Below are 3,741 nucleotides of genomic sequence, written 5' to 3'. Positions count from 1 at the left end.
AGACAGGATTCCTCCAGCGTGCGGGCGACGCCGTCGGCCTCGATCAGAAGCATCGGCAGGCGATAAGCGTCGGCCCAGGCGCGCCAGTCGGCGGCGACGTCGTCGAGATCGTCGGCGACCAAAAGCGGCACCGACAGCATCGGATCATTGTGCAGAAGTTCCAAAGTCACGGTGACATTGCCGTCCGGATCCTCCATGGCGCGGGCGGCGACACCACGGAAGGCATTGGCGGGCAGCGCGATGATCGCCGGCACGCCGCTCATCTCCAGCGTGCGGCGAATGACGGCGCCGCGCGGGTCGATGGTGAAGGTTACATCGCCATAGTCGTCGCGCGTGGCATAGCTTACCATCTGCGGCAGGCGAAACGGGTCGAGACGCATGTTGCGCCCCGCCCAGACTGGCTTCAGTCCAGTGTTCATTCGAATGCCTTCCTGTTTCTCCTGAGGGCCGTTTTCCGGTTCTCTCCGGGCCGGTTTTTCCGGCCTCGTTATGCGGGAAACATTAGCGCTCGCTTCTTACCGCCGCGCTTAAGAAAGTCAGTTAAATTTTGCTGATCGGAGCCGATGGTTATCGGAATGCGACCAGCCACAAGATGTTGGAAGAATTAGATAACCTTACCGGGATTCATGATGCCGGCCGGGTCGAAGGCCGCCTTCACCCGGCGCATCAGATCGATCGCCATTGGCGGGGCCGTGGCGATCAGCTCGTCGCGCTTCAATTGGCCGATGCCGTGCTCGGCCGAGATCGAGCCGTGGAAGGAACGCACGACATCGTGCACGGCCTTGTTCATCGGGTGGTAGAGCTCAAGGAACGGGTCGTCCTGCCAATCCAGCGGGCGAGAGATGTTGTAGTGAAGATTGCCGTCGCCCATGTGGCCGAAGCAGACGACGCGGGCGCCGGGACAGACAGTCTGGACCACGCCTGCCGCCTTTTCGATGAACTCCGGGATCGAGGCGATCGGCACCGAGATGTCGTGCTTGATCGAGGCGCCCTCCGGCTTCTGGCATTCGGGCAGCGTCTCGCGGAAATTCCAGAAGGCGTCGCCCTGGGCAAGACTTGCCGACACCACCGCATCGCCGACGATGCCCTGCTCGAGGCCGGCCGAAAGAATCTCCTCGATCAGCCCCTTGCCATCTTCTTCCGAGCGACCTGAAGAGACCTGCATCAGGGCATACCACGGCCAGTCATCCGCCAGCGGTCGGGTGATCCCTTGCCCATGCTTAAGCGTGAAGTCGTAAGGCCGTTTGGCGATCAGCTCGAAAGCCGTGAGCGAAGCACCGGCGCGATCCATCGCCAAGCTGAACAGCGAGAGCGCTGCCTGGGGCGACGACAGGCCGGCGAAGGCAACCTCCCTGCCCTTCGGCTTCGGAAAGAGCTTCAGCACCGCGGCGGTGATGACGCCGAGGGTGCCCTCGGCGCCGACGAAGAGGTTTTTCAGATCGTAGCCGGTGTTGTCCTTCTTCAGCTTGCGCAGATCGTCGAACACTTCGCCGGTCGGCAGCACCACTTCGACGCCGAGGCAAAGCTCGCGCGCATTGCCATAGGCAAGCACGCCGGTGCCCCCGGCATTGGAAGAGAGATTGCCGCCGATCTGGCAGGAGCCTTGGGCTGCAAGCGACAGCGGGAACAGCCGGTCGGCAGCGTCGGCCGCTTCCTGGAGCGTCTGCAGGATGACGCCGGCCTCGGCGGTGATGGTGTTCGACAGGACATCGATTTCGCGGATGCGGTTCAGCCGCGACAGCGAGAGCACGATGTCGCGGCCGGACTTGTCCGGCACTTGGGCGCCGACCAGCCCGGTGTTGCCGCTCTGCGGCACGACCGGCGTGCCGGTCTCGGTAGCGAGCCGCATGATGCGGCTCACTTCCTCGACGCTGCCTGGCCTCAGCACCAGCGGTGTCCGGCCATGCCAGAGGCCGCGCCGTTCGGTGATGTATGGCGCGATGTCAGCCTGATCACGCAGCGCGTATCTGTCGCCGACGATGGCAGCGAAGCGGTCGATGAGGGCAGGATCGAGGTCGAAGGGCTGGTCGTTCATGCGCCCAAACCTAGAGCAATTCCAGGAAAAGTGTGAAGCGGTTTTCCGTCCGGAATTGCGTTCAAAACAAAGAGATAGGCTCAGTCGATCTTGTCACGCGGGGCGGCGGCGCGCGCGAGCCGGTCGTTGATCGCCTCGCCCAAGCCGTCGGCCGGGATCGGCTCGACGGCGATAGTGGGCGCGCCGCTGCGGTCGAGCGCCTGCATATAGGCGAACAGATTGGCGGCGGCCTCCCGCAGATTCCCCGCCTCGGAAAGATTGCGCAGCGCCACGGCATCCTGCCAGCCTTCAGCGCGAGCGCGGCCGAAGGCGAGCAGCGCCTCGCCGCTCGTGAGCTTGCCGACGTTGAGCCGCATCGATGCGCGCGGCGCGTAATGCGAGGCGAGCATGCCGGGCGCCTGGATTCCGGTAGCGCCGCGGATCACCTCAATTCCGGCGACCGCTTCAATGTCCCGGGCAGCGATGCCGCCGGGTCGTAGCAGACGCAGCTTGCCGTCCTCGATCTTGACGATCGTCGATTCCAGGCCGACGGGCGTCGCGCCGCCGTCGACCACCAGCTTGATCTTCTCGCCGAGATCAGCCGCCACGGCCTCGGCCGTCGTGGCGCTGATCCTGCCGGAGGAATTGGCGCTGGGCGCCGCGAGCGGCCGGCCCAATCTCGCGATCAGCTCGCCGCCTAAGCCTCTCGGCATGCGCAGCGCGATCGTGTCAAGCCCGGCTGTGACGAGCGGATGGATGCCGTTTTCCGCGGGCTGCGGCAACACCAGCGTCAGCGGACCGGGCCAGAAAGCTTCCGCCAGCTTTGTAGACAATGGATCGAATGTAGCAATGCGGTTTGCCATGGCGAGGTCGGCGACATGGGCGATCAGCGGGTTGAAGCTCGGGCGACCCTTGACCTCGAAGATACGCGCCACGGCAGCCCCATTCGTGGCGTCACCTGCCAGTCCGTAAACGGTCTCGGTCGGGATGGCGACAACATCGCCGCCTTCGAGCAGCGCCAGCGCCCTTTCCATCGCCTCGCCGACGCCAAGTATCTCAGCCAAATTCACCACCGATCCTGAACATGCCGGTCCCGTAATACGGCATGGCAGCAGGGGCAAGGGCGCGCATTGGCGATTTATCAATCCCTAAAATGTTAAGTTTCCGCGCAAGCCGGCATCAATTCGCCGACGCTAGGGTGCGGATTTCCGGTTGGTGGGCGGAGAGTTGTCGTGATGCGTATGTCTTGCTTTGATGCAATTGCGAACGGAAAGCTGTTACGTCCCTTTCCTGGAATTGCTCTAGGAGCGGTCGTTATCGGTCTGCTGGCGACGAGCGGCTTGGCACAGGCTTCGTCCATCGTCGTGCTCGGCGCGGCGACCTCGACGCCATCCATTGTCAGGCTGGCCGCGATCGAGCCCGGCAAGGCTACACCGTCAGTTGTGGCGCTCGGCGAGCCGGTGCCAGCCGTCACCGATGAGAAAGTGGCCGCGATCCCGGAGAAATCCGGACAGAGGCACGCGCAAACGCCGACGATCATTCGCGGCGGCATCGTCGGCGGCGCCTCGGCGACGCCCGCGGCGACTGCCCCGGCCAAGGAGGCCGCGACACCTGCAAACGGCACCGCGCCCGCCGGCACGCCTCCCAACGGCACGGCTGCGGCCACGCCCCCCAACGGCACGGCTCAGGCTGCCACCAACGGCGATACCAACGCTTCCGAGAACAAC

The 3,741-nt window shown here is 64.5% G+C and carries 4 protein-coding genes; 1 reads left to right on the top strand and 3 read right to left on the bottom strand.

Going from position 1 to position 3,741, the window contains the following annotated elements; genetic code table 11:
- The 3 genes from EOA75_RS30390 to EOA75_RS30380 all read right to left on the bottom strand — a co-directional run.
- A partial coding sequence (locus EOA75_RS30390) for a DUF6101 family protein (RefSeq protein ID WP_127325881.1) occupies positions 1-419 on the bottom strand: 419 nt, incomplete at its 3' end.
- Between the two features lie 185 nt (positions 420-604).
- Positions 605-2,035 carry an FAD-binding oxidoreductase gene (locus EOA75_RS30385; protein ID WP_127325880.1) on the bottom strand — a complete coding sequence of 477 codons (1,431 nt, stop codon included), beginning with the start codon at positions 2,033-2,035 and terminating at the stop codon, positions 605-607.
- Positions 2,036-2,115: 80 nt separating this feature from the next.
- On the bottom strand, positions 2,116-3,078 hold the full coding sequence (locus EOA75_RS30380; protein ID WP_164747678.1) for an L-threonylcarbamoyladenylate synthase: 963 nt from the start codon (positions 3,076-3,078) through the stop codon (positions 2,116-2,118).
- A 276-nt stretch (positions 3,079-3,354) separates the two neighbouring features.
- On the opposite strand from EOA75_RS30380, the gene EOA75_RS30375 reads away from it, so the two are divergent.
- Positions 3,355-3,741 (top strand): hypothetical protein (locus EOA75_RS30375; RefSeq protein ID WP_127325879.1); only part of this gene is annotated, 387 nt, incomplete at its 3' end.

It is taken from the genome of Mesorhizobium sp. M1A.F.Ca.IN.022.07.1.1, assembly GCF_003997575.1.
In the GTDB taxonomy this organism is placed as follows: domain Bacteria; phylum Pseudomonadota; class Alphaproteobacteria; order Rhizobiales; family Rhizobiaceae; genus Mesorhizobium.
The sequence above is the reverse complement of the archived record's forward strand: the minus strand, read 5'-3'. Positions and strand labels throughout refer to the sequence as shown.

Excerpts from the sequence above, each read along its gene's own strand:
- EOA75_RS30385 (WP_127325880.1), bottom strand. The coding sequence starts at position 2,035 with ATGAACGACCAGCCCTTCGACCTCGATCCTGCCCTCATCGACCGCTTC.